Raw genomic sequence first — 25,158 nt, 5'->3', positions numbered from 1 at the left:
ATGGATAAATGAGCCTCTGGAAGACAGAGGCTCGTGAAGGGGAGTCTCGCGCAAACAACGGACTAGCGGAAACGGCTAATTTGCTCGAGGGCTTTTTCCATTTGCGCAAAGTCAGGTGACGCGTTTTCTATGGGTCGGTTGGTGTTATCCATGTATTGATATTGCCCCCCTGCACCCACTTCTAAAATAGTATCGTCGGTGACTAACGCATAGCCGCTATAGTTTGACGATAACACCCAATCTTGACCGGGGTTGGGTGCAAGCAAGTCATGACCGATCGCGTAGCTGGCCGCATCGGACGTGACGCCTAAATAATGCTTCATCAGGGTGGGCGCTACATCTTGGTGGCTGGTCAGCCGCTTGCCAGTATCGACTTGTTTGGCATTGATGCCGGGGCCTATCATCGCGAAAGGCACGTGAATTTGTGGGTCAGTAAAATTGCTGTTGTGGCCCCAAAAATTCAGTTGGTTGTCATTCATCTCTTGTCCATGATCGCCAGTGAGCACCAGCAGAGTATTGTCGAATTCTCCGCTTTGTTTTAGCTCCTCAACCACTTGGGCCACCAAGCTATCAACGTAACGTACGCTGGTCTTGTAGCGATTAAAAAACGGTGTCGGATCTGTCTCGTTGTCCAACTTGAGGTAGTTAACTTCATCCAACATCGGCTGATATTTGGGGGTAAAGTCCGCAGGAAAATCATAGCCATGTGGCGCATCGTAAAATAAAAACGAGAAGGTGGGACGATTGGGGTCACGCTGCTGGTGCCAACGGATCCAATCTTGGGTGAGATCCGCGTCTAGCTCGGCGGGAGAGCCGCCCTCAGAGCCGTTACGTAAATCGGACACCTTAGCAAACACGGTTTGGTTGAATTCCGGCTTTTCCAATTGTGTCGCGGTGAACACACCCAGTTGATAATCGAGCGCCTGTAGGCGATCCATCAGCATCGGTGATTGTTGATTGGCAAGAAAGCTGTGCCAATAGGTGCCAGGCATGCCATAAAACAGGCCAAAAATGCCGGTTCGAGTGGCGTTCCCCGTCGCGAGATGATGTGAATAGGTACGGCCATCTTGCGCCAGTGCCGAAAGGTTGGGCGTGTTGTCGGCATTGAAGGTATCTGCGCGCCATGAGTCAATCACCAAAAACATGATATTCACCGGTTGCTCAACCTCGGTCGTGTTCAGCGGTGAAAGGGGATAGTTAAGATCGGCTTCGCGATCCACATCCATGGCTTTTTGGCGTGCTAGAGCTTGTTCATCAATCCAGCCGTTTTTACGCATCATAGTGTTAGCGGTGGCCGGATAAAAAAGTGGCAAATAACGTTTCACCGTTGTCACGGGCTGATACGCATAGGCTGCAGCCCAAATATGAATCCCGTGGGTGGCAAGCAAGGTAAGAAACGTGAGCAGCGCGAATTTTTTGCCGATTTTCTGTTGGGAAGAAAAACGTGTCCGTGACAATGCAGCCAGTAGCCACCATTGCGCAGCGACACACACAACCACGCCCCCGATCACCATCAGCCAAGTGATCAGCGGGAAGCTGACAATCTGTCCGGCGAGGATCAGATCCAGCACCATGGCATTAATATGGAATCGGTACTGGGCAAACACGATGGTATCAATGAAAAGCGTGATCACACCCACCGAGGCAATCAAGGCGAGCAATGGTTGGCGCACCTTGGTTGGTAGGAGTAAAAGTGGAAGTGTCACCAAGCCAACAATGGCGGCGAGTAAGGCCATTTGGCTAAAGATACTGACCACGATAAAGATGATGCCAAGTGGCTCAGTGGGAAAACTCGGTAGAAACGCAAAGTAGCGGCTAGCTATTGCCATCAATACAAGAGCGTTAATGGCAATAAACCAGCTATGTGTTTGAAGTCGCGATTTAAAAGACATGGTTTCTCATCACAGTTGAGTGAATCAATCGGCAACGTATTGGGCGCGTTGCCGGGTTGTGTGTTTAGGTGTATGACTGAATAAGTGGCGTGCCGAAGTGATGCCAAAGGGTGGCAAGCCAGACCACACCCGCCAAAAGCAAACTGACAAATACCGCCGCAGAGCCGATGTCCTTGGCTCTGCCACTGAGCTCATGACGCTCTTCACCCACTCTGTCGACCACGGCTTCAATGGCGGAGTTAAGTAATTCGACGATAATCACTAACACAATGACGCCGAACATCATCAAGGATTCCGTCAGCGGTAATTGCAGCCAGAGTAATACGACTAGCGCCGCAGCCAATAATACAACTTCTTGACGGATCGCCGCTTCATGGTGATATGCCGCTTTTAATCCAGCCCAAGAATAGCCGGTGGCTTTAATGATACGTATCAGCCCTCGCGGCTTTTCTGAGGGGGATGTATTAGCGCCCATAAATACATTCTCGTAACAATTTGATCGATAGGCTGGCATTTTACATTTGACCGAGCCAACTGCATAATCGGCGCGATAACTTAATTGGAATTTGTTATGCCTCTGTTTACTCACGCCCCACGCTCCCTGTGTTTTATACGCCTGTCTGCGATTGGCGATGTTTGCCATGCGGTGGCGGCGATTCAAGCCGTGCAGCGCCATTGGCCACAGACGCAGATCACTTGGGTGGTTGGTAAAGTCGAAGCACAGCTTTTAGCCGGGCTTGAAGGAGTGGAGCTGGTGGTGTTTGACAAAAAGGCAGGCTTGGCAGGCATGCGTCACGTCTGGCAGCAGCTGAAAGGGCGCCGGTTTGATGCGCTAGTGCATATGCAGCTTGCTTTACGCGCTAGCTTATTGACGGTGGGGATCGGCGCGCGCCATCGCGTGGGGTTTCATCGTCACCGAGCGAAAGAGGGGCAGTGGCTGTTTACCAATAAACGGATCCCCGACACCCAGTCGTGCCATGTGTTAGATAGCTTTTTCGCCTTTACTCAATACTTGGGCGTGCCGGTTACGCCGCCGCAGTGGCAACTACCACTTTCTGAAGACGATCATGCCTTTGCCGAAGCGCAACTGGGTGACAAACCTACTGTCGTGATCAGTCCTGCCGCGAGTAAAGACGAGCGCAACTGGCTGCCAGAGCGCTACGCTGAATTCGCCGACTACGTGGTCGGTAAAGGGTATCAGGTGGTCCTGTGTGGTTCACCGGCCGCGCGTGAAAAAACGCTGGCCGCGCGCATTATTGCCGATGCCAACGTGCCGGTGATGAACTTGGTGGGACAAACCAGTCTCAAGCAATTGGCTGCGGTGCTCGCGTGCGCCGATGCGGTGCTGGCCCCCGATTCCGGCCCCGCGCACATGGCAGCCACACAAGGCACGCCCGTCTTAGGCCTTTATGGCCATAGCAACCCGAAGCGCACCGGCCCTTATAATAATCTCGCGGATGTGGTCAGTGTTTATGAAACCTTTGCTGAACAGCAACATGGAAAGCCCGTTGAGCAATTAGCATGGAGCACGCGGGTGAAAGGCGATCATGTGATGGCCGCCATTGACACTCAGCAGGTGATCGACGCGTTTGAAACCATGATGGCGACGCAATAAAAAAGGCCCCGCGGGGCCTTTTGGGTATTGGTACCAGTATTAGCTAGCGAGTTGGCGCAGCACGTAGTGGAGAATGCCGCCATGGCGGTAGTAATCCCATTCAACCGCAGTATCGATGCGGACGTTGACGTCAAACTCCATGGTTTTATCATCCCGAACCGCACGTACCTTGAGGGTAGAGGGTTCGCCCTTGATCTCGTCAAAGTCGAACACTTCTGTCCCATCCAGCCCAAGTGATTCGACGGAATCACCCTCTTTAAATTGCAGTGGCAACACGCCAAAGCCCACTAAGTTAGAGCGGTGAATACGCTCGAAGCTTTCAGCAATGACGGCTTTGATACCCAGCAAGTTGGTACCCTTGGCGGCCCAGTCACGGCTCGACCCTGTCCCGTACTCTTTACCCGCAAGCACGACTAATGGCGTATTATCTTTTTGATAGCGTTGGGCCGCTTCATAGATGCTCATTTGCTCATTGGTGGGCAAATAGGTAGTCATGCCGCCCTCGGTGCCCGGCGCCATTTGGTTTTTCAAGCGCACGTTGGCAAAGGTGCCACGTACCATCACCTCGTGGTTGCCTCGACGTGAGCCGTAGCTGTTGAAATCTTTTGGCTCAACGCCTTTAGATTTCAAATACTCGCCCGCTGGACTATCTGGCTTAATTGCGCCGGCGGGTGAGATGTGGTCGGTCGTGATCGAATCACCGACTTTGACCACACAGCGTGCGCCTTTAATCGGTTTCATTTCCGGCAGTGCCATGGTCATGCCGTCAAAGTAGGTTGGTTTTTTAACGTAAGTGGAGTCAGGCCATGAATAAATCTCATCTTCAGGCACCGGCAGTTTACGCCATGCGTCTGTGCCGGCAAACACATCCGCGTATTTGTCTTGGTACAGCCCTTCCGTCATTGCGGATTGGATAGTTTGCGCCACTTCCTGCGGGGTGGGCCAAATGTCTTTGAGGTAAACAGGCTTACCGTTTTCATCTTGTCCTAATGGCTCCTTAAGGACATCGACATTCATATTACCCGCCAGTGCGTAGGCCACCACTAACGGTGGTGAGGCGAGATAGTTGGCTTTCACATCTTGGTGAATACGGCCTTCAAAGTTGCGGTTACCGGAAAGCACGCTGGTCGCAAGCAGATCCGCCGAGCGAATGGCTTCAGTGATAGGCTCAGGTAGCGGCCCTGAGTTACCAATACAGGTGGTACAGCCAAAGCCAACGATATTAAAGCCAAGCGCTGCAAGCGGCTCGAGCAGGCCGACGTTTTCTAAATAAGCCGGCACTACTTGTGATCCGGGAGCAAGCGAGGTTTTCACCCACGGTTTTGTTTTTAAGCCAAGCTCGCGTGCTTTCTTGGCGACCAGCCCCGCAGCAACAAGCACGGCAGGGTTCGAGGTGTTGGTGCAGGAGGTGATTGCCGCAATCACAACGGCCCCATGCTCAAGCGTAAATCGCTCACCTTTGTAGTCGACCTCCACTTTACCTTGTTCTCGAAGGCTAGGATTATCGACCGCGGTTTGTCCGCCTTCACTGGCAAAACTGGCGATCAGGTTATTTGCTGCCGCTTGCTCTTTTTCCAACAGCTGATCGAACTGGGCTTTGGCGTCGGTTAATGCAATTCTGTCCTGTGGGCGTTTGGGGCCAGCAAGACTTGGTACCACATCGCCGAGGTCGAGATGGAGCGTGTCACTGTAATCGGCAACGGGTGCGTCGTCATCACGCCACAGACCTTGTGCTTTGGCGTAGGTTTCGACCAGTGTGATTTGCTCATCAGTGCGGCCTGTCAGGCGCATATAGTTGAGGGTCTCATTATCAATCGGGAAGATGCCACAGGTTGCACCATACTCGGGCGCCATATTGGCAATGGTCGCACGGTCGGCCAGCGGTAATTTGGCGAGCCCGGGACCATAAAACTCAACAAATTTACCCACCACACCGCGTTCACGTAGCATCTGGGTGACGGTGAGTACTAAATCAGTGGCGGTAGCGGAAGCAGGCAGCTCACCTTTTAGCTCAAAACCAACCACTTCTGGGATCAGCATGGTGATAGGCTGGCCGAGCATCGCCGCTTCTGCTTCGATCCCCCCCACGCCCCAACCGAGCACGCCTAAACCGTTGATCATGGTGGTATGCGAGTCTGTACCTACCAGGGTATCTGGCATGGCTAACTTGTTGCCGCCTTGCTCTTCCACCAGTACACCCGGTGCTAAATACTCAAGGTTTACTTGGTGCACAATCCCAGTGCCAGGTGGCACCACGCGGAAGTTAGAGAAGGCTTGTTGACCCCAGCGCAAAAACTGGTAACGCTCGCTGTTACGCTCAAACTCAATCTCGGTGTTTTTCTGCAAGGAATCAGGGTTGCCGTAGTCATCCACCATGACCGAGTGGTCGATGACAAGATCAACCGCACCAAGCGGGTTGATTTTGGCTGGATCGCCTTTTAAATCGCGCATGGCGGCACGCATGGCTGCGAGATCCACCACGGCAGGTACGCCAGTGAAATCTTGAAGCACGACACGTGCAGGGGTGAAGTTTACCTGATCTTGCCCAGCTTTATCGGCTTGCCATTGGCAAAGCGTACGAATGTCGTCTGCGGAGACATTCTTGCCATCTTCTTTACGTAGCAAGTTCTCTAGCAGGACTTTTAAGCAGTAGGGTAAACGACTGATCTCGAAATTATCGGACAGTGCGTCCAGGCGGTAGTAGTCGTAGGTTTCACCGTTGACATGTAGAGTACGTCGGGTGTTGAAACTATCTGGGTGTTGAGATGGGTTGCTCACGGATGCCTCCCCTTGTCCGTTATTGTGAATAAGAGAGGCGACCTTGCCTAGAAGGCTGTCGCCTCGCTCGGGGGATTGCTTGATTTTACAGCTCTATTGTAAATGGGATGATGACGAAGTTAAAGCGTTGTTATCACGATACAACCTATCACTCCCATCGGTCTTACCTTATCTTGTCACGGCAGAGGCTTTTTCCTTCTCGATGAGGGGGGCTGATTGCTCCACATGATGAATCAGGCCACGCGGACGCCCTTCACGGTCAAAAAAGACATTCGGACGATGCTTACCCAGTAGCCGTGTCCACAAGCCCTTTACGGCAGTGATAATCATCAGGCGCAATGGAAATCTTGCGTGAACCTTGTTTGCTGTAGGCGTTGAGCGAGCATCTTGTCCTTGCACATACCAGCGAACCGGGCCGATTTCTTCTTCATTATCGCCTTCAATCTGATAGCAAGCGCTCACCACGCCAACAAAAGGAATATCGGCATGAATGGTATTGGCGATAGGCGTTTGACAACAATGGGTATACCAGCGGTATAGACCTCGTTCGCTCAGTCTCAAACAGGTTAATTGATCTCGGCCGCGATAAATGCGGAGCTGCGATGGCGTAATTTGTAGCACTTCTGTGCCGCCGCCTGGCTCGAGTTCAGTATGGTAGCCCAGTGTTTGCGCATAGGCCTGGCAATCACTGCAAAAGCACACACAACGTTGGCTTTGTTGTGCATCAATGATCTCGCCTGTCATTTGCCCACATGAACACCGAATGGCAAGACGTGCCATATTATTTCCCCTAGTTGCAGAGCCTATCTCATCAGTATAGCGCGAATTATGTGTTTAGACGTTTGCGATAAAACGGATATAGACCGTCGCAATCACGCGAAAACGTTATCTATAAGATCCTGTTCTATCGGATATGGCAACTTTTCGTGACAGTAAACTGCCGAGAGTGCGACTTAAAATATCGATCATTGCCTTTTGATTGGTGGTTAATGCTAATGTTTACTAATTGTTAACTTTTGGGTTGGAGGTTTTCAATGGCTTAAGGGGTATTAGTAGGTAATCATTCTGATTGATGGTTTTAAAGTCGACAAATCTAGGGTCGAAACTGGAAATGGTAGGGGATTTAGTTAAAAATAACATGTAACGCATTTGTTAATATTGTGCTTGGCAATGGCCCTGGCATCAATGCGTGCTTCGGTACGGATAAAAGGAGAACGCCATGACTACGTCTTCACTACTCATGCAGCTCAATCAACTGGATGATAACGACATCAAGCAGCTTCAACCCTCGTTTGATAATCTCCCTGGCACTTCACATGCAGACGGCGGCTATCGACTTCGTCGTTACTCGGTGGTTCATGTTTTCAATGAAGGTGTCGAAAAACTACCACCACGGCCGTTTATGCAAACCTCGGATATCAACGAGTTCCAAGGCGATGTGGCGAGGACATTTGAAGATATTGAATCAGAAACCGTGCAAAAGCCTGGCTTTCATGCCATGTGTCGCACTTTCCGCGATATGTATCAGTTAAGCGACGGTAACGATATTGAAATCCACCAAATTCGTATTCAGGCGGATGATCAGTCGGTACAAGTCGCCCCAGAGGGGGTTCACCAAGATGGCTTCGATCATATCGCCATTGTGAGCATTGGCCGCGATAATATTGATGGCGGTGACTTTCAGGTATTTAGTCACAAAACAAGCGCCCCGCTGTTTAGTTTGCCGCTGGCACCGGGACAAATGGCAGCACTTGATGACCGTACACTGTGGCATTACGCTGAGCCAATTACGCCCGTGGATAACCAGAAACCGGGCACGATGGATGTATTTGTACTCACAGCAACAAGGAAGTAACGATGACACCAGCAGGCTTTTCACCTCATGCTGTTCGGGGCCACTTTCCCGCGCTCGCCCAAATCATTGAAGGCGAACCCGTTGCATTTTTTGATGGCCCAGGGGGCGCGCAAGTGCCCCGCGCGGTGCTTGATGCCATGGTGGATTATTTAGGGCACTACAACGCCAACCTTGGTGGCCAGTTTTTCTCTGGTCGTTATACCACCGAGCTGATGCAGCGGGCACGGGATGTGGCGGCCGCCTTTGTGAATGCCTCATTGTCAGAAAGCATGGTATTCGGGCCTAATATGACCACCTTGACTTTCTCGTTGAGCCGCGCAATCAGTCGCGACTGGCAGGCGGGGGACGAGGTGATTGTCTCCGCGCTGGATCACTATTCTAACGTGTCTAGCTGGCAGCAAGCGGCGCACGATAAAGGCGCGACAGTGAAACAGGTGCGTGTTGAAGAGTCGACATATTCTGTCGATATGACACATCTTGCCAGCTTGATTACCGACAAAACCAAGTTAATTGCGGTGACGTTGGCCTCCAACACCACAGGCAGTTTGGTGGATGTGGCAAAAGTGGTGGAGATGGCGAAAAAAGTCGGCGCCAAAGTGTATGTCGATGCGGTGCATTACGCGCCCCATCACTTAGTGGATGTGCAAGCACTCGGGTGCGATTTCCTTGCCTGTTCGGCGTACAAGTTTTTTGGGCCCCATGTTGGTTTTGTGTATGTCGCGCCTGAGTGGGTACAGACATTAAAACCGTACAAAGTAGAACCTGCGACTAATCAAGGCCCTGGCCGGTTCGAAACGGGCACGCAAAGCTTTGAAGCCATTGCGGGCTTTATCGCCGCGGTTGAGTATCTTGCACAATGGGGCGATCCAACGTCTTCACTACGAGAAAGACTAGCGGCAAGCTTTGCGCAGTATCAAGCACATGAGCGGGCCCTGTCTGCTCATTTTATTCAGTTGATGCGCGCTTATCCCAAAGTACGTATCTATGGCATTACTGACGATCATCTGCTCGATAAACGTACCCCTACCTTTGCGATGCGTATAGAGGGGGTCGAGCCAGCTGAGGTTGCGCAAGCACTCGGCGCGCAAAATTTTTGTGTCTGGAACGGCCACTTTTATGCGCAAGGCTTGTGTGAACAGCTTGATGTTTTAGACAAGGGCGGTGTGATCCGCATCGGTATGATGCATTACAACACGGTTGATGAAATTGATCGGCTACACCAAGCCTTATTGCCATTTATTAGCGATTAAACGTCTCTTCTATTCTGAGCGGCCATCCTGGCCGCTTTTTTATATTGGTTGGTTAGTGTCAGCGACCTTTATTTCGTTGTAAGAAAAATGTGAAACGTTAGCTGGCGCATAGGCGAAAACGAAACAGAGCGTTAAGATAACCGTCGTTTAACTGCCCAAGAACCCATTCAAAAAGAAAACAAGGCGAGAGAGATGACTGAAGAACAATACGCCTTTTGGCACCAGTACCTTGCGACCCTGCCAACTCACCAGCGGCCAAGTGACGATATGGTGGTAGTCGATACGTTAAGCCACCATACCGTCAGAGCCAATGAAGTCGCGACCTTGGTGAGTTTGAATAAAAAGAAAGCGCACTGCCGGTTGCGTAGTTCTTTGGAAGAGAAAAATGCGGTGATCCCGCAAAAAGGACATTATAAGATTGTCCTTAATGGTCACCAGCGACCCGTTTGCATCGTCAAAACCACACAGGTGAGCTATTGCCCATTTAACCAAGTCAGCGCCGAATTTGCTGCACGAGAAGGGGAGGGAGATGGTTCTTACCAGTGTTGGCACGAAGCGCATTGGGGATACTTCTCCCAGTACGCCAAAACACACGGGTTGCATTTTGATGAGCACTCGGATGTGGTGCTTGAAGAGTTTGAGAAAGTCTATCCACTCTAAAAATTAAAGCCGCGCTGAGCGGCTTTTAGGGTAATTGCTTAACTGAAGGCGTTACTCACCGATATCCAAATTAATCTCATCGGCCCATGGCATGTCTGGCAGGGTATCTAAGTTGGCTTCATAGCGGGACAGGGTAAATTGTCCGTTGTGATTGCTGACGTCGTAGATCTCAACCATTAATGCACAGGCAATGTACTCGATAGCTTCATCGCGTGAATAGCCGGTCATACGTAGGCGCATCAAGGTTTCTGCTACCTTTTTAGGCTCTTGGTCGGCAATCTGGTTCTCAACCACTTCAATCAAATTAGTGATACTGGTACTGGTTTCTTCTTGCATAATGTTGCTCGTTATGGGTGACAATGACGCCATACTAGGAGATGCACGACGAAGAGGCACGGATTTTTTGTCAACGGATGCAGTGACTGACTTCATTTAGCTACTTTAATGTGTTAATGATAACCATTATCGAAATGGCATGGCGACATAAAAGGATATGATCATGGCGAAAACACGTATTGAAACAGACAGTATGGGTGACGTTGAAGTGCCTGAGCAGGCTTTGTATCAGGCACAAACGCAACGTGCGGTGAATAACTTTGCGGTCAGTGATCAGACCATGCCCGAAGACTTTATTCGCGCACTGGCGATGGTGAAATACGGTGCGGCACAAGCAAATGAGTCACTGGGGTTGTTAGAGCGTAAGATTGCCGACGCCATTTGTGAGAGCGCACAAGAAATCATGGCGGGTAATCACTTGGATCAGTTTCCTGTTGATGTGTTTCAAACCGGGTCGGGCACCAGTTCGAATATGAATATGAACGAGGTACTTGCTACCTTAGCCTCAGAGAAATCCGGTGAGATGGTTAGCCCCAACGATCATGTCAACATGAGCCAAAGCAGCAATGACGCCGTGCCAACGGCCATTCAGATCAGTACCACGTTAGGCTGCGAGCAAAAACTGCTGCCTGCACTGGCTCATTTGCGTGATGCTTTGCAAGAAAAGAAACAGTCCGTTGGCGATATTGTCAAAACCGGGCGTACCCATTTAATGGACGCCATGCCAGTCACCATGGCGCAAGAACTGGATGCCTGGTCGCAGCAAATTGAACATGCCATGGTACAAATTACCCAAAGTTTGTCGCCGGTACGCGCGTTGGCGCAGGGAGGGACAGCGGTCGGCACAGGGATCAATGCTCACCCATTGTTTGCTGAGCGTTTTGCCGAAGCGGTAGCCGCGCTGAGCAAGACGGGTTTTACGGCAAGTGAGAACCCATTCTTTGCCATTGGCAGCCAAGATGCGCTGGTGGCCCTTCATGGTCAATTAAAAACCACCGCGGTGGCAACCATGAAACTAAGCAATGATTTGCGCTGGATGAACTCGGGGCCACTTGCGGGACTCGGTGAGATCGAGCTGGAAGGGTTGCAACCAGGTTCGTCAATTATGCCAGGCAAGGTCAACCCCGTTATTCCCGAGTCGGCGGCGATGGTGTCTGCGCAGGTGATGGGCAATGACACCACGGTGACGGTGGCGGGTCAGTCGGGGAATTTTGAGCTGAACGTGATGCTGCCAGTGATTGCCGCGAATGTGTTGCAAAGTATCAACTTGCTCGCTGGCGCAAGCCGACTGCTTGCCGATAAAGCGATTCGCAGCTTTAAAGTGAGAGAAGATAACCTGCAAGCCGCGTTGTCTCGTAACCCTATCTTGGTCACCGCCCTCAACCCTGTTGTTGGGTACTTGAAAGCGGCTGAAATCGCTAAAAAAGCGTATCAACAAGGACGCCCGATTCTCGACGTTGCCGAAGAAGAAACTGATCTAGACCGAGAAAAGCTGGCTGAGTTGCTTGATCCAACCAAACTGACACAAGGCGGTATTGCTGAGTAAAATACGGGGCGAGGCAGACTCGCCCTTTAAAGCATTAATCCATTTTTTTAAGTGCAATGGCATTCATACAAAAGCGTAAGCCAGATGGCTCGGGGCCGTCTGGGAATACATGGCCAAGGTGAGCGTCACAGGTGGCACAGGTGGTTTCAATTCGCGTCATTCCGTGGCTGCCATCTTTATGATAGGCGATGGCATCATCTTGCGCAGGTTGCGTAAACGACGGCCAGCCTGTCCCCGAATCAAACTTTTCATGCGCATCAAACAGCAAGGTGCCGCAGCATGTACATCCATAACGCCCTGGTTCAAAGAGCGTGCACATCCCTGAGCTAAACGCGCGCTCTGTGCCTTTTTGGCGGGTAACACGAAAGGTCTCTTCACTGAGCTGTGCTTGCCACTCTTGGTCTGTTTTCTCAACTCGCGACGGCGGCGTGAGATTACCGTTTTCACTTCGAGCGACGATGTCTTGCCATGTCAGCATGATGTCGTTCCTCTTATTGAACGGGCGGCTGCCCGTGCTACAAAACGCGTAGTGTTATGAATCTTATGGCTCGATGCAAGTAGTACGGTTTGTTTCTCGTGACGCGATCATGTTGATAGGGTGCCAATTCCCCATTTTAGCTCATCATCTTGGTCGTCTTTGACTTGATCTCGATAATCTTCCATATGTTGCTCAATCAAGTCATCGGGTTGTGAGAAGAACGCAATATGGAAAACCGCATCCCCTTCATTCACCACAGGCAGTGTTTGCTGCCCAATGAGAATGCCGCTCTGGGGGGCGATGACTTCAACCTCTTGACTGCCTACTGGATCAGAAATGATACCGATGACTTGTTGCTTGGAGACCATCTCACCTAGGGCAATATGGCTGCGGAATATGCCATCTGCATCGGCACGTACCCAACGGGTTGCTCTGGCTGTGACGGGTTTGTACGGTAATTTCCGCCGCGATTGACGCAGCATGCCTAAGTGGCGCATTACGCGTATGCATCCCCTAACGCCTGCGTTAATAGCGTAAGGCTCAAAACGTAGTGCTTCACCGGCCTCATAGGTGATCACCGGAATCTCGATACGCTCAGCTTCGGCGCGTAGCGATCCTTCACGCAATGCGGCATCTACCACCACAGGCGCGCCAAATGCGGTTGCCATCGCCGCTGCCTCTTGATTCTCCAGATTGGCTCTAATCTGAGGCAAATTGGTGCGATGAATGGCGGCGGTATGAAGATCGATCACATGGGTGCATTGGCTGATCACTTCATTAAAAAGCTGATACGCCATGCGCCCGGCAATAGAGCCACGTTCTGAACCTGGAAAAGAGCGATTCAAGTCTCGCCTATCTGGCAGATAGCGAGATTTATGAATAAACCCAAACACATTCACCACAGGAATCGCAATTAAGGTGCCATGTAGCTTTTTCGGATCGGTTTTGGCCATGACTTGACGAACCACTTCAATGCCGTTGAGCTCATCGCCATGAATAGCTGCACATATTAACAATGTGGGGCCCGATAATTTGCCGTTAAGTACCTCGATACTCACGTTGAGCGGTGCGTGGGTATAAAGCTTAGCGATTTCCAGCTCTAGGCTGAGACGATCACCTGGGTTAACGGTCTCGCCACCGATTTCGATGGCCTTGTTTTTTTTAGCCCTTCCCACGAGTGCGTGTCCTTTTTGAGTAAGCGTTCTTTTCGATATATTCCACAACCATGCCAGCAACATCTTTTCCGGTCGCGTTTTCAATGCCTTCTAGCCCTGGAGAGGAGTTAACTTCCATGACAAGCGGGCCACGTTCTGAGCGCAGCAGATCAACCCCGGCGACATTGAGCCCCATAGCTTTGGCCGCAGCGATGGCTGTGCGTCGCTCTGCGGGCGTGATCCGAACCAAGGATGCTGAGCCTCCGCGGTGTAAATTAGAGCGAAACTCGCCTGGCTGGGCTTGACGTTTCATTGCCGCAATCACCTTGTCACCAATCACAAAGCATCGAATATCAGCACCGCTGGATTCTTTAATGTACTCCTGCACCAAAATATCGGCTTTTAAGCCCATAAAGGCTTCAATCACACTTTCAGCTGCTTTTTTGGTTTCGGCGAGGACGACACCAATGCCTTGGGTGCCTTCCAGCAGCTTGACGACCACAGGGACACCGCCCACCATTTCCAGCAAATCACCCACATCACCCGGCTTGCTGGCAAACCCAGTATGCGGCATACCTATGCCTTTGCGCGACAGCAATTGCATTGACCTTAGCTTGTCTCTAGAGCGGGTAATGGCCACAGACTCATTAACAGGAAAAACCCCCATCATTTCAAACTGGCGCAATACGGCACAGCCATAAAAGGTGACTGAGGAGCCGATACGCGGAATGATGGCGCCAAACCCCTCTAACTCCTCGCCAGCGAGATGAATCGACGGTTGTGTCGAGTTAATGCTCATATAACAGCGTAATGCGTCAATAATTTTATAATCATGGCCACGTTGTTCGCACGCTTCAATCAGGCGTCGAGTGGAATAGAGGTTTTTATTCCGGGAAAGGATACCGATTTTCATTGTGGTTAGGGCTCCTATTTGCCAAGCAGAAATGAATGCATAGGATCGACAATGACGTTTCCCGTCATTGCGGTACGACCTAACAGCATACGAAAGCGCATGTTATCGCGTGCGGTGAGTGTCATCTCTATGGGATAACACAGTTCACCGGCTTTAAGTGTGGTCTGAATCACATAGCGAAGTTGCTCATGTCCGCCAGAGTCGCGCACGACACGACGCGCAAGCACGGGCGCTTCTGCTTGAATCACATGCTCGTCATCGCCTTGGTGAGGATGGATCCAAAAACGAACCCAAGTGACGTCTCCTTTCTCAAACTCTTCGATTTTGAAGGTATGTAAGCATGAAGTCCGCGCGCCCGTATCAATTTTGGCTTTTATACGCGCAATATTGAGGTCGGGGAGGCTAATCCACTCACGCCAACCTACACACACTTTTTCCGTTGATTGAACCGGCATTGTTATCATTACTCGTTAGTGCTCTGCCTTGCTTTCACCATAGAAGTGATAGCGGTTATTCGTGGTAAGAATCTGAAAAATCGGCGATGATATGTGATAACCATCGCACACTGGAAACGGCACTATCATCGCATATAGGAGACAGCTGAGGGCCCCTGCCGGGGGCGGTTCGCTGGACTGTTGTGCACATGATGACCGTTGAGAAGGAACTACCATGCAAACGAGTGATAGACAAGAAGTGATTGACGATTTGCTATCAAAAGTCGATCAAGATGCGCCCGAGACGATACAAGAGATAGAGCAAGCACACGGTGTGGATAGCCTCGCTCTGTTGTTGGAAGCCTTGCCCGTCAACGATCGTGTGGGCTTTTGGGAACAACTCTCTCCCTCGTTACAACTGCCAGTGTTGGCGGAAATGCGTGATGACGCCGGTGAGGCGGTGATCCGTGCCGTTGATGAGGCACAACTCTATACGCTTTTTGCTGATCTCGACGCGGACACCTTGTTGGAGTTGCAAGATGTGTTGACCGAACCGCTGCTAGAAGAAGCGCTCGGTCGTATGGACTCGGAGCAAAAGCAACGCTATGCCTCGGCACAACAGTATGCGGATAACCAAGTGGGGCATTGGTGTGATCATCAACCCTTAGTGGTGCCCGCCAAAACAAAAGTCAATGTGGTACTGCGTTTACTGCGCCGTGTGATGCCCAAATATTGTGATCATGTCTTCGTTGTCGACAGTCGAGGCATCTGGGTCGGGGCTGTCCCTATTCATAAGCTGTTCGGCGCGGACGGGGTGCTAAAAATCAGTGAGCTGGTCCGTGAGCAGTTCCCCAGCTTGAACGCACGTGATGATATTTATACCAGCGCTAACAAAGTCGCGAGCAGTGAAGAAATCGCACTGCCCGTGCTGGATGACGGTAATATGTTGATTGGGCGACTTGATTTGGGCACGGCTTATGAGATGCAAGCGGAACGGGCAGAAGCGCAAATTATGGCCACCGCGGGCTTGGATGAAGATGAAGATTTATTCTCCCCGGTAATGAAAAGTGCGCGCAACCGTGCGTTATGGCTTGGGGTGAACCTGATGACAGCCTTTCTCGCGTCATGGTTTATCGGTCTATTTGAAGCAACGTTGCAGCAGGTTGTCGCGCTGGCGGTACTCATGCCCGTGGTCGCTTCTATGGGGGGGATCGCCGGTAGTCAAACCCTGACGCTGATCGTGCGAGGCCTCGCGCTCGGGCAAATCTCTAAAGCTAACCTAAAGCCTCTTTTGAGCAAGGAATTTAAAGTGGGGCTGCTTAATGGTGTGCTTTGGGCGCTTGTGATTGGTGCCATTGCGGGTTACTGGTTTGAAAGCTGGGGACTTGGTGCGGTTATCGGTGCTGCGATTGTCGCCAATATCATCAGTGCGGCATTGGCGGGGATTTTTGTGCCAGTGTTATTAGAGAAGCTGAAGATTGATCCGGCACTGTCAGGCTCAGTGATTTTAACCACAGTGACGGACATCGTCGGCTTTGTCGCTTTCTTGGGCTTAGGGACGTTGTTTTTACTGTGAGTTTTACTTGGACGTGATGCGTCGTCACTCAGTTGATCGCTTGATAGCGCGCGTGATGGTCACGAGCGCTATAAAACGATAACACCAATGGTGGTCAATAGTTTGTTTTCGACCAACAGTTGGGCGATATTTTTCAACTCAGATAACAAAATCACTCCCATCATGCTTCTGGCAAGTTTTGGCGCTATTCTGCCCCTTTGTTAAGCAAAATAGAACATAAACTTACAAAAAGCCCTTGCGTTGGCAAGGGCTGAGCGGTTTTAACAAAGTAAACCTTAGATCATTGGACGACGAAGGTTTAGGTCCCGATCACGCCACCGTCGTCTTTGGTGATCATGATAACCGAAGAGCGAGGAATGGCGTCACCGCCTGCAGGGAAGTGCGCGCCTGGATGTTGCACGCCCACAAACATAGTGCGTGAGTCGGGCGTAAAGGTCAGTCCTGTGATCTCGCACGATGTAGGCCCGGTGAGGAAGCGACGAATTTCCCCCGTTTGCGTGTCGGCACAGAGCATTTGGTTATTGCCCATGCCCGCAAAGTCGCCCTCGTTGGAGTAATCGCCGTCGGTTTGGATCCAAAGACGTCCTGCGCGATCAAAGCCGATACCATCTGGGCTGTTAAACATATTGTCTTTGTTGATGTTATCGGTACCTGCCATTAATCCAGATTGCTTCTCGGGGTGGCCGGCCATCACGAAGATGTCCCACTCAAAGGTCGCCTGAGTATGGTCGCCTTGGGTCGGTGCCCAGCGAATAATATGACCATACGGGTTTTTGGTGCGTGGGTTGGCCGCATTTAATGGCTGGCTGTCTTTCACGCCGCGGTGTTTGTTATTGGTGAGGGTGCAGAAAACATGTTTGTTGTCGGCGTGCACGGCGACCCACTCTGGGCGGTCCATGGTGGTCGCCCCCACTTGCGTCGCGGCTTCGCGGGCAAAAATGAGCACGCTAGCTTGATCAGGAAAGCCGTTCTCTGGCGTTAGGCCATTTTTACCAAAGGTGAGCTCTAACCACTCTCCTTGGCCTTTTAGCTCGTCGTCGTTGCCAGTAAATTTGGCGACATATAAGGTGCCATTTTCGAGCAAATCGCGATTAGCGCTACCTTTACTCGGATCGTATTTTCCTTCAGAGACAAACTTATACAGGTGCTCGCCACGTTCATCATCGCCCATATACACAACGACATGACCATCATCATTCACGGTCAGCGCGGCATTTTCGTGCTTAAATCGACCCAGCGCACTGCGCTTTTTCGGGGTTGAGTTGGGATCCATAGGATCAATTTCGACCACCCAGCCAAAGCGATGGGGCTCATTGGGATGCTTGGCGACATCAAAGCGCTCGTCGTGTTTATACCAGTCGTATCCCCAATCACTATCGCTGACGCCGTAGCGCTGATAGGTTTTGCCTAAGGTCACGGTTTTTTCGCTGGCAAAATAGCCGTTAAAGTTCTCTTCGCAGGTGAGATAGGTGCCCCAAGGCGTTTCGCCGTTGGCACAATTGTTAAAGGTGCCGAGGATCTTCTCACCCGAGGGGTCAGCCGCGGTTTTAAGCAATGAGTGGCTGGCAGCAGGACCTGTCATTGCCATTTCTGTATACGCGGTAATACGGCGGTTTAAGCGGCCTTGTGGATTCACTACCCAACGACCATCGACTTTTTTGAGCTCAACCAAGGAGACACCGTGCGCTGCTTGTGATTTACGCGCATCATCGGCTGAGATGTTTTCTCCACCGTGCGTAAACAAATACTCATCGTTGATGTACTCGTTATTGACCGCGAGCAAGGCGCGATCATTGGCGAGCGGGAAAAATGTCATGCCATCATTATTGTCGCCAAACTGCTGCGCTTGCGCATCGGCGTTGTTTTGTTGAGAAAACGCAGGGGCATTGGCAAAAATAGGATCTCCCCAAGACACAAGTACATCTGCCTTATAACCTGCAGGGACGCTAACTGTATCAGCGGTTGAGGTGGGGATGGCTTCAAACCCGAGCAGTTCACTTTTGCTCATGCTGCCAGCCATGGCCTTTGCGACAGGGTTAGCGGCAAAAAAAGCGACTGTACTGGCTGCGCCCGCGCCTTGTAAAAAGCGGCGACGACTGACGGCGGCATCAATAAAGCGATTGAATTCGGGTTCTGCGTCCAGCGGACGTTGGTCAATATGCTTGCTCACGACAATTCTTCCTTTCTGTTCGTTATCGTATTTATGATTTAGGTGATAGCGATGCGCTAGAAAGTACATCGCAAAGTCGGTCGAAAGTGTGGCGAGGCAATATGAAAACGCGGTGACTACTGGGTGACAGTCTTGGGACAGTGAAGGAAGCTGGTATCAAGATCACGTATTGGTTGGTACAGACAAATTAGTGTTGGTCAAAGTAATCTTTGCGTCGGATGTATTTATCCATGTAGTGATAAGCGATGGGGCGTGCGAGCCAGCTAAATAAAACCCGCAGCACGCGAATCAGTGACGACGTGTCGGTATAGATTTTGTTTTCATGTAGCCATAGAAGCCGACCGACATGCCAATACAGCAAAGGAATACCGGGTAAGAAGGTAATAATGTCGACATCACAACAGATACGGTAGGTTTTGGTGTGAAAAGGATAGTGCTGCTTAAAGCGCCACATACCGGCAGCGGGTTGACCAAAGGTGACGATGCGTTTAATGGCACTGCTCATTGGTGTTGGAAGCATCGCCGCGGCAAGGACCGCCATCGCGCCGCCTGACGAGTGGCCAATAAAAGAGACTTTTTTGTTGGCCTGGACCAAAGGCGAAAGGGCGGAGCAGAGTTTATCGAGCACCGTATTGCCGTCTAAGGAAGCCATATCCGCGGCATGTGCGACATCAGCAAACTGGCTGGTCGTCATTGCTTGGTAACGACGTTTGTGCTGTTGCCATGGCAAACTTTTTTGTGTCAGTAAGTAGTGAAACCCCCAGTGTACGCAACAATAAGCGTTAGCCATGCGAATACGCTTAGGACCACAGGCACAATTTACCAGCCAGTCCCACAAGGTTTGCGAGCCGCGAAATACCACTACCACATCGTCATCATCTCGCCATAGCACGCGAATAATACAACGCCCCCAGCGATCGTAAATATCGCGTCGCCCACTCGGACTGAAGCCGTACTGCGTGTGATTAAAATAGGCAGGATAAGAGGCGCGGCATAAAATGGCATACCGCTCGTATTGATACCGCTTTAGTCGCTTCATGGTGAACCTTGTGTCATCGTCATGGGCCTAGGCTAGCGAATAAACGTGACGAAATAGCGAAAGCAGTGTGTGATTATCAATCAATAGCTCAGATCTCTGGGCGTGGCCAAGGCATGACTAATAATTAGTAAGAAAAGGCTCGAGATGTGTATCGTAAGTCAGGGCTTGGATTGGCCCTCGGTGCGTGATCAAAAATTCCGCATTGGTGCAATTCCCGACACCGATAATGACTTGTACCAGCAAACGTAAGTCTCTTAACCAACGTTGAGACTGCTCTTGGCTCCAATCGTCACGATACAGGCTCATGTGATAGTCCACCCACCAGTAGGCACCACGAATAAAGGCCTTCATCACTGATTCAGCCGCCAAAATTTGCTCGGCAGTCCCAGAGAAATCAAAATCAGGCGAAATGGGCTTGCCTTGTGTAAAGGCCACATAATTGCGGCAATGACGGAATAATGCGAGCTGAAGCCCTGCAGCGGAGTCATAGTGGGTAAGCGCCAATGTGGTCACGGGGAGGTGTTTAATTGACCGACGGAATAACGCGGCAGTGCGCTTCCCGGGCATAAGGTGCTCAATCGCATAAAACAAATCTAGACTGATAAGCTGATTACTCAAAGCAACTCTTCTCTAACTGATTCAACCGACTCATCCTGCCTGAAATGGCGTGTCGAGTATACAGTACTACGGACTGAAAGGAAGCAATAAACCTTCATTACTCAAGCCCATAACGCGCTTTCAGCTCAGTGACCTTGGCATGATTATCGGCTAAAAATTGGTTAAATTCTTTAATCAGTTCTGGATAGTGAATCGTCGAAAGGTGGTGTGTTCCTTTCACATGTGGGAGGGCATCATCAAATTTGACGGAGCCTTTTTTTAGCCCCATTTGGTCAAGATAAAACTGTGCGACGTCAATATTGGTATAGCCTCCATCAACGCGACCACTGATGACCTTCATTAACAGCGAATCATATTGATAGCTTTCATCAACACGTATTTTCCCTGCGTTGATGCGAGATTGATAAGGATGAGGTGTGAAGCCAGTAACGGTACCGAGTAAACGGAATTCATCCAAAGGCCGGCCATAATATTGGTCAATGACCATGACGCCATTCGTGTAGCTCACCACAGAATCACTGTATGTGACACTGGCATTCTTTTTTATTTTTTGCCCCCAATCTGGACTGTCGGGATATTTTAGATCAAAGGCGCCTTCAACAAATCGACGATCGAGCCGTCTTAACGGTAGCGCTTTATAAACGAAACGGTAGTGATATTCATTGGCAAACATATCCAAAAGCTCTCGGTTAAAGCCAGAATAGTTGCGATTAGAATAGGCTGAATACGGGTAATACTGTGAAAAACTCTGTACGCCAACCACATACGTGGTCTTAGCGCTCACCGGCCATGTAACCGCTAATGTTAACAGTAACGCCCATAGTCTTTTCATCACTGACTTCACCCCTTACCATTTCTACCTCTCTTCATTGTAGCCATTGCGTTTAAACCTGTCTTTGAACCTTATTCTGTTATTTTACAACACCCACTTTCATGCCTTTTTTCTTCCGGCGCCTTGGTGTTGAGGAATCATTCGGTTATCGGTCACATTTTACCCAAAAAAAATTGAATGAACATTCGGTATGTTTTATTTTTTCATCTGAACTTTCACTTTTGATCAAAAAACGATGAACAAAAACGAAATTGCGTCGCGTGCTATGCGCCAACATATTCTTTCGACTACGCTAGAAATCGTTGGAAATGAGGGGCTTGCTGCGTTAACGGCAACAAAATTAGGGAAGAAAGCCGGGATCAGTAAAGGGGCGTTGTATCATCATTTTGACAACCTTGATGCCGTCAAATATGCAGCGGTTGATGAATTAATCTCTATGTTTCTCGCCGTGGCCGAGCCTGCCAATTTTGATGATTTTGAGAGTTATCTCGAAGTGACAGGGGATACCTTGTATCTCACCATGCAATGTGAGCCCTATGCGATGAAAGCGATGTATAGCTTTACCACCCAAGCCTTATTTGATGAACAGTTTAGGGTCGCTATTCAGCGTTTTTCACAACATGGGTTAACGGAATATACACGCGCAATTGAGTACTTCTATCAGGGAAAAATCCCGCAGCATCAGATTGATACGGCGATTCGTGTCGTGGATGCGTTTTTCCTTGGAGCGGGGTTGCAAAGTTATGTCTTGCAGGGGGACGATCAGTTTCGTCAAAATTGGGCGTTATTTTCGCAAATGTTACTCACGCAACTGGGTGAGCGATAAGGCGCCATGATGACATGGCGCATAGTCATTGTGTTTAGATTAGCTCTGCGTTGTGGTAGACATTTTGCACGTCGTCGCAGTCGTTAAGCATATCGAGGAACTTTTCAAAACGTTCAACATCGTCGCCGCTGACCTGAGTGTCGATTTGAGGCACAAAGGTGATCTCTTCAAGATCAATCGGCGTGTCGCCAAGAAAGTCACTTAGCGCATTTTTCACTTTGAAAAACTCTGTATGAGGGGCAAAAACGGTAATCACTCCTTCGTCTGCTTCGATGTCTGACACATCCACATCAGCCATCACCAAGGCCTCAAGCGTGCCTTCTTCATCCTCGCCTTTAAACTGGAAAACAGCTTGGTGCTCAAACATATGAGACACCGCACCGGGCGTGCCAATTTTCGCATCGTTTTTCACAAAGCACTGGCGTACGTCCATATAAGTACGGCTGTTATTATCCGTTAAGCAATCCACTATCACCGCGCAGCTACCTGGCCCAAAGCCTTCGTAACGCGCTACTTCATAGTTTTCGCCACCTGTGCCATTGGCTTTATCGAGCGCTTTGTCGATCACGTGTCCAGGCACCTGGTCTTTTTTGGCTTTCTCAATCAAACGACGCAGTGATAGATTGCTCTCAGGATCCGAGCCACCATTTTTAGCACAGACGTAAATCTCTTTACCGTACTTTGAATACACCTTAATTTTCGCGCCCTGGGTTTTCGCCATTGACGCTTTACGAACTTCAAAACTTCGTCCCATTCGGAATCTCTCTTAATAACGCTTACGCAGAAACGGGTTGATTCTATCAAGAGAGTGATCCTTTGTACCAGTCAATGCACTGACCTTGAACAAAGTCAGTGCGATGGGTACTCAGAGAAAATGATGCCGCTCGATTAGGCTTGTTTGCACTGAAATTTTTGCGTGTGGCCTTTTAGTGTATGGGACAGTTCACTGAGATCCTGCGTTGCTTGAGTGATCTGATCCATCGCTTGACGGTTTTCACCTGTCATGGTGTTGATCTCTTCCAAGTTTTGATTAATCTCCGTCGCCACGAGAGATTGCTCCTCTGAGGCACTGGCCATTTGCATCGCCATGTCTGCAATTTCATCCACCGCATTCACCGCTTGCTTGAGCGACGATAAGCTTGTTTCTGCGCGTTCTGAGACATAGTTGGCGGTTGTCGCACTCTCCGAGATAGCTTGTGTTGTGGTGCTGGAGTTATGCTGAAGATTATCAATCATCTGCGTGATCTCACTGGTCGCTTGTTGTGTGCTTTGCGACAGTGTGCGCACTTCGTCGGCGACGACCGCAAAGCCGCGACCTTGTTCGCCCGCGCGTGCCGCTTCAATGGCTGCATTCAATGCTAACAGGTTGGTTTGATCCGCAATTTGGCCAATCGTTTGCAATATGCTGGAGATATCTTCAGCGCTTTGCCCGAGCGCATCTGTTTGCTCTTTGGCGTGATTGAGACGCGTGACAAGATCTTGCATCGCATCGACAGACTCGGTCACTTGTTGGTCACCGTTATGGATAAGTGAACGCGCCTTTTCGGTAGCATCCGCTGTCGAGGCGGAACTGGAGGAAATTTGATTGGCAGTCGCTGTCATTTCTTCCATCGCTGCCGCCACTTGCTCTGTCCGAGCGTTTTGGGCTTCAAAGTTAGTGAGTGTTTGCACGCTCGAGGAGGATAATTGCTCAGCCGCAGCCGCTTGTTGGTTAGTGGCGCCGATAATATCGCACACCATGGTCGTGAGGTTGGTTGCCATCGCACGCATGGAGCGATAAATCCCCGTTGCTTTAGGGCTTGCGTCAAAGCGCACTCTCAGATCACCGTCGGCAATTGTTTGTACTATCTTGGCCATCTCAGCCGGTTCGCCACCTATTGGGCGGGTAATCGAACGCGTCAATAGAATAGCAGTGACTACGATCGCAGTCACCGCAATCACCAACACGGTGATAATGAGTCCTTGCAGTTCGTTGAGTGCTGCGAACGCCTCTTTGACGTCCATTTCCGCAATAATTGCCCAGCTGAGTCCACTGACCGTCAGCGGGGCGTAGGCAGAGAGAACGGGATTACCGTTGTAATCATTAATGACATCGATACCGGTTTCGCCTTGCATCGCACGCTCAACGGCCAGTGTTTCAACGCTGCCTTGCGCAGGTTGCATAAAGGAGGCGAAAACCGACCGATGCTCGGCATCTAAGAAGGAGTCTGAGCGCATCAAGTTATCTGGTCCGACGAGATAGGTTTCGCCTGTGTTTCCCAGTCCATCTCGCTCTGCCATAATCGCACTGAGCTTATCTATCGGGAATTGATAGGCGAGCACACCAATGACGCTACCGTTGTGATAAATCGGCGATGCCATAAACCCTGCTGGCGCGTTGTTTGAGGCGGTGTAGGGTGAGAAATCAATAATCACGGTATCGCCATCTGCTAACGTTTTCGCTTGACGGAAAGCGTCAGCTAGGCCGGACGTACTAAACAGACCCGTTGTTAGCGACGTGCCGAAATCAAGCTCTTTAGAGGCGGAGTAAAGGATGTGGCCTTGGTTTGCTTCGATCATAAAGATGTCGTAGTAACCAAACTTTTCTTGAACATCGCGTAAGTAGGGATGGATGGTTTGATGCGCTTGATCGTACTGAGACAATTGGCCACTGGTTTGATATGCGCCTTTTTCTCCCGCGGGGTTGGGGTTGTCGATTAAGTAGGCTTTTTGTAGCGCCACCGTTTGTGGCGTTAGATCGTTCACCAGATCTTGTGCGCTGGGTAGTGTCTCTGTGCTGATCTCATCGAGTGGATCAATGAGGTGACGCTGATAATAGCGGGTCAGTTGTGAGCTTGCCTGGGCGGTATGAGAAGGGAGTGTCTCCATGGCATCAATCATGCTGGCCATGGTGTTGGACACGGAAGGGGTTTCAGCGGTGGTAATTATCTGTCCTTCAGCCGTTTGAAAGTAGCGTGTGACCGCTGATTGTTTTACCTCTCTCAACGCTTCTAGCTGACTAAACGTTTGATGCTCGAGTGACGACGAGGCGGTATGAAGAGAAAGCAAACTAATGATCAACGCGGGGATGCAACCCACACCCAGTAAGCTAACTAACATTTTATATTTGAGCTTCATGATCTCACCTCAATATCGCATCGGATAAAAAATAAGCAGCTTGTTGAGTAAGGATAGAAGCTTTTGGTA

At 50.3% G+C, this 25,158-nt stretch carries 22 protein-coding genes; 7 read left to right on the top strand and 15 right to left on the bottom strand.

Annotated features, from left to right (window positions below; translation table 11 throughout):
* Positions 1-62: 62 nt before the first annotated feature.
* Entirely contained in the window at positions 63-1,892 is a 1,830-nt protein-coding gene (locus tag BZG13_RS03245; protein WP_077484981.1) for a DUF3413 domain-containing protein, read from the bottom strand.
* A gap of 64 nt (positions 1,893-1,956) precedes the next feature.
* Positions 1,957-2,367, bottom strand: coding sequence for a diacylglycerol kinase (locus BZG13_RS03240; protein WP_077485243.1), 411 nt, complete (start codon positions 2,365-2,367; stop codon positions 1,957-1,959).
* A gap of 96 nt (positions 2,368-2,463) precedes the next feature.
* Between BZG13_RS03240 and BZG13_RS03235 the strand changes: the two genes are divergently transcribed.
* Positions 2,464-3,507, top strand: a complete 1,044-nt coding sequence (locus BZG13_RS03235; protein WP_077484979.1) for a glycosyltransferase family 9 protein — start codon at positions 2,464-2,466, stop codon at positions 3,505-3,507.
* 39 nt (positions 3,508-3,546) lie between these two features.
* Here the strand turns inward: BZG13_RS03235 and acnA are convergent, their stop codons facing one another.
* Positions 3,547-6,285: an aconitate hydratase AcnA gene (acnA, locus tag BZG13_RS03230; RefSeq protein ID WP_077484976.1), complete on the bottom strand. Its 2,739-nt coding sequence runs from the start codon at positions 6,283-6,285 to the stop codon at positions 3,547-3,549.
* Positions 6,286-6,453: 168 nt separating this feature from the next.
* A complete protein-coding gene (locus BZG13_RS03225; protein WP_131825388.1) occupies positions 6,454-7,065 on the bottom strand; it encodes a DUF6151 family protein in 612 nt (203 codons plus the stop codon).
* Between the two features lie 439 nt (positions 7,066-7,504).
* On the opposite strand from BZG13_RS03225, the gene BZG13_RS03220 reads away from it, so the two are divergent.
* The 3 genes from BZG13_RS03220 (at position 7,505) to BZG13_RS03210 (ending at position 10,050) form a co-directional block, all read left to right on the top strand.
* The gene (locus BZG13_RS03220) at positions 7,505-8,140 is read left to right on the top strand and encodes a 2OG-Fe dioxygenase family protein (RefSeq protein ID WP_077459016.1); all 636 of its coding nucleotides are present in this window, start codon (positions 7,505-7,507) and stop codon (positions 8,138-8,140) included.
* Between the two features lie 2 nt (positions 8,141-8,142).
* Complete coding sequence (locus BZG13_RS03215) at positions 8,143-9,390, top strand: cysteine desulfurase-like protein (RefSeq protein WP_077484972.1); 1,248 nt, start codon at positions 8,143-8,145, stop codon at positions 9,388-9,390.
* A gap of 192 nt (positions 9,391-9,582) precedes the next feature.
* Complete coding sequence (locus BZG13_RS03210) at positions 9,583-10,050, top strand: ASCH domain-containing protein (RefSeq protein ID WP_046075497.1); 468 nt, start codon at positions 9,583-9,585, stop codon at positions 10,048-10,050.
* Between the two features lie 51 nt (positions 10,051-10,101).
* Here BZG13_RS03210 and BZG13_RS03205 read toward each other — a convergent pair whose 3' ends face one another.
* Positions 10,102-10,386, bottom strand: coding sequence for a hypothetical protein (locus BZG13_RS03205; RefSeq protein ID WP_077484970.1), 285 nt, complete (start codon positions 10,384-10,386; stop codon positions 10,102-10,104).
* Positions 10,387-10,546: 160 nt separating this feature from the next.
* Here BZG13_RS03205 and BZG13_RS03200 point away from each other — a divergent pair, with 160 nt between their 5' ends.
* Positions 10,547-11,932, top strand: a complete 1,386-nt coding sequence (locus BZG13_RS03200; RefSeq protein ID WP_198935501.1) for a class II fumarate hydratase — start codon at positions 10,547-10,549, stop codon at positions 11,930-11,932.
* 34 nt (positions 11,933-11,966) lie between these two features.
* Here BZG13_RS03200 and msrB read toward each other — a convergent pair whose 3' ends face one another.
* From msrB to BZG13_RS03180, 4 genes are all read right to left on the bottom strand, one after another.
* The gene (msrB, locus tag BZG13_RS03195; RefSeq protein ID WP_077484966.1) at positions 11,967-12,410 is read right to left on the bottom strand and encodes a peptide-methionine (R)-S-oxide reductase MsrB; all 444 of its coding nucleotides are present in this window, start codon (positions 12,408-12,410) and stop codon (positions 11,967-11,969) included.
* Positions 12,411-12,517: 107 nt separating this feature from the next.
* The gene (locus tag BZG13_RS03190; RefSeq protein WP_077484964.1) at positions 12,518-13,585 is read right to left on the bottom strand and encodes a succinylglutamate desuccinylase/aspartoacylase family protein; all 1,068 of its coding nucleotides are present in this window, start codon (positions 13,583-13,585) and stop codon (positions 12,518-12,520) included.
* Positions 13,572-14,477: a 30S ribosomal protein S6--L-glutamate ligase gene (gene rimK, locus BZG13_RS03185; protein ID WP_077484962.1), complete on the bottom strand. Its 906-nt coding sequence runs from the start codon at positions 14,475-14,477 to the stop codon at positions 13,572-13,574. Before rimK ends, BZG13_RS03190 begins: the two co-directional genes overlap by 14 nt.
* 14 nt (positions 14,478-14,491) lie before the next feature.
* The gene (locus BZG13_RS03180) at positions 14,492-14,932 is read right to left on the bottom strand and encodes an ATP-dependent zinc protease family protein (RefSeq protein WP_077484960.1); all 441 of its coding nucleotides are present in this window, start codon (positions 14,930-14,932) and stop codon (positions 14,492-14,494) included.
* 214 nt (positions 14,933-15,146) lie between these two features.
* Here BZG13_RS03180 and BZG13_RS03175 point away from each other — a divergent pair, with 214 nt between their 5' ends.
* The gene (locus tag BZG13_RS03175; RefSeq protein WP_077484958.1) at positions 15,147-16,487 is read left to right on the top strand and encodes a magnesium transporter; all 1,341 of its coding nucleotides are present in this window, start codon (positions 15,147-15,149) and stop codon (positions 16,485-16,487) included.
* Positions 16,488-16,785: 298 nt separating this feature from the next.
* On the opposite strand, the gene BZG13_RS03170 is transcribed toward BZG13_RS03175, so the two are convergent.
* The 4 genes from BZG13_RS03170 to BZG13_RS03155 form a co-directional block, all read right to left on the bottom strand.
* Positions 16,786-18,657, bottom strand: a complete 1,872-nt coding sequence (locus tag BZG13_RS03170) for a PhoX family protein (protein WP_241824768.1) — start codon at positions 18,655-18,657, stop codon at positions 16,786-16,788.
* 187 nt (positions 18,658-18,844) lie between these two features.
* A complete protein-coding gene (locus BZG13_RS03165; RefSeq protein ID WP_069362838.1) occupies positions 18,845-19,696 on the bottom strand; it encodes a lipase family protein in 852 nt (283 codons plus the stop codon).
* Positions 19,697-19,813: 117 nt separating this feature from the next.
* Positions 19,814-20,314 carry a hypothetical protein gene (locus BZG13_RS03160; protein WP_069362839.1) on the bottom strand — a complete coding sequence of 167 codons (501 nt, stop codon included), beginning with the start codon at positions 20,312-20,314 and terminating at the stop codon, positions 19,814-19,816.
* A gap of 97 nt (positions 20,315-20,411) precedes the next feature.
* The gene (locus BZG13_RS03155) at positions 20,412-21,146 is read right to left on the bottom strand and encodes a transporter substrate-binding domain-containing protein (RefSeq protein WP_077484954.1); all 735 of its coding nucleotides are present in this window, start codon (positions 21,144-21,146) and stop codon (positions 20,412-20,414) included.
* 235 nt (positions 21,147-21,381) lie between these two features.
* Between BZG13_RS03155 and BZG13_RS03150 the strand changes: the two genes are divergently transcribed.
* Entirely contained in the window at positions 21,382-21,972 is a 591-nt protein-coding gene (locus BZG13_RS03150; RefSeq protein WP_069362841.1) for a TetR/AcrR family transcriptional regulator, read from the top strand.
* A 34-nt stretch (positions 21,973-22,006) separates the two neighbouring features.
* Here BZG13_RS03150 and BZG13_RS03145 read toward each other — a convergent pair whose 3' ends face one another.
* Together BZG13_RS03145 and BZG13_RS03140 are read right to left on the bottom strand one after the other, a co-directional pair.
* Positions 22,007-22,726 (bottom strand): YebC/PmpR family DNA-binding transcriptional regulator, encoded by a 720-nt coding sequence (locus BZG13_RS03145; protein WP_069362842.1) that lies wholly within the window; start codon positions 22,724-22,726, stop codon positions 22,007-22,009.
* Between the two features lie 134 nt (positions 22,727-22,860).
* Positions 22,861-25,089, bottom strand: a complete 2,229-nt coding sequence (locus tag BZG13_RS03140) for a methyl-accepting chemotaxis protein (protein WP_077484953.1) — start codon at positions 25,087-25,089, stop codon at positions 22,861-22,863.
* Positions 25,090-25,158 lie beyond the last annotated feature (69 nt).

This window comes from Salinivibrio sp. ML323 (assembly GCF_001995745.1).
Lineage (GTDB): Bacteria > Pseudomonadota > Gammaproteobacteria > Enterobacterales > Vibrionaceae > Salinivibrio > Salinivibrio kushneri.
This window is presented reverse-complemented; position numbering and strand designations above follow the sequence as displayed.